Raw genomic sequence first — 1,072 nt, 5'->3', positions numbered from 1 at the left:
GAGACTCATTTATCTGAGAGAATACGACAATGAAAACACGAAACTATACCCCCGAAATGAAAGAGCGCGCCGTCCGTATGCTAATTGAAGCTAAAGACGACTACCCATCCACCTGGTCAGCCATCAAAGCCATAGCGCCAAAGATAGGTTGTACGCCTGAGACCCTACGATCATGGCATAAAAAGCACGTAGATAAGACCATTCCTGCAAATATTCAAGCTCAAAGCCAAGCCGAGCGTATCAAAGAGCTTGAACGTGAGAACAGAGAGTTAAAGCAAGCCAATGAGATTATAAAGAAAGCAGCCGCTTTTTTCGCCCAGGCGGAGCTCGACCGCAAACCCAAGTAATGGTTGTTTTTATTGAAGATCATAAACAACAATATGGAGTCGAGCCAATCTGTAGAGTATTACCGATTGCTCCATCCACATACTATCGTGCTAAAGAGCTAGAAGAAAAACCTGAAAAGCGTTCACAGCGTAGTCAGCATGATGAGTTCTATCTAGGTGAGATTAAACGTATCTGGAAGGACAGCAAATGCCGATACGGCGCTCGTAAAGTCTGGAAACAGTTGAAGGCAGAGGGTATACATCCTGCACGCTGCACTGTAGAGCGGTTAATGCGTCAGCATGGCATGCAAGGTATTTGGCGAGGTAAGGGGAAGATAACCACTAAGTCTCGTGATGATCAAATACGGGCAGACGACTTAGTTAATCGTAATTTCAGTGCACATAGACCTAACCAGCTATGGGTTGCTGACTTTACTTACGTTAAAACATTGAGTGGTTGGGTCTATACTGCCTTTATCATTGATGTGTTTGCTCGCGCTATCGTTGGTTGGAAAGTATCAGATCGAATGAACACGGATATGGTGATGGCAGCGTTAAATCAAGCCATTGCAGACAGAAATAACCCAAAAGACGTGATTCATCATAGTGATCGCGGCGTTCAGTACTTATCCATTCGCTATACTAATAAGATGGCTGATTCTGGCGTTATTGCATCTGTTGGTACAACCGGTGATTCATACGATAATGCATTGGCTGAAACGGTTAACGGGCTTTATAAAACGGAG

The 1,072-nt window shown here is 44.2% G+C and carries 1 pseudogene and 1 other annotated feature; the pseudogene reads left to right on the top strand.

Annotated elements, in window-relative coordinates:
• Positions 1-29 precede the first annotated feature (29 nt).
• A pseudogene (locus JMX92_RS13320) lies at positions 30-1,072 on the top strand (IS3 family transposase); the annotation flags it as partial.
• Positions 305-421, top strand: a sequence feature (AL1L pseudoknot). (Overlaps the previous pseudogene by 117 nt.)

It is taken from the genome of Psychrobacter sp. H7-1 (assembly GCF_904846585.1).
Classification (GTDB): Bacteria; Pseudomonadota; Gammaproteobacteria; order Pseudomonadales; family Moraxellaceae; genus Psychrobacter; species Psychrobacter raelei.
This window is presented reverse-complemented; position numbering and strand designations above follow the sequence as displayed.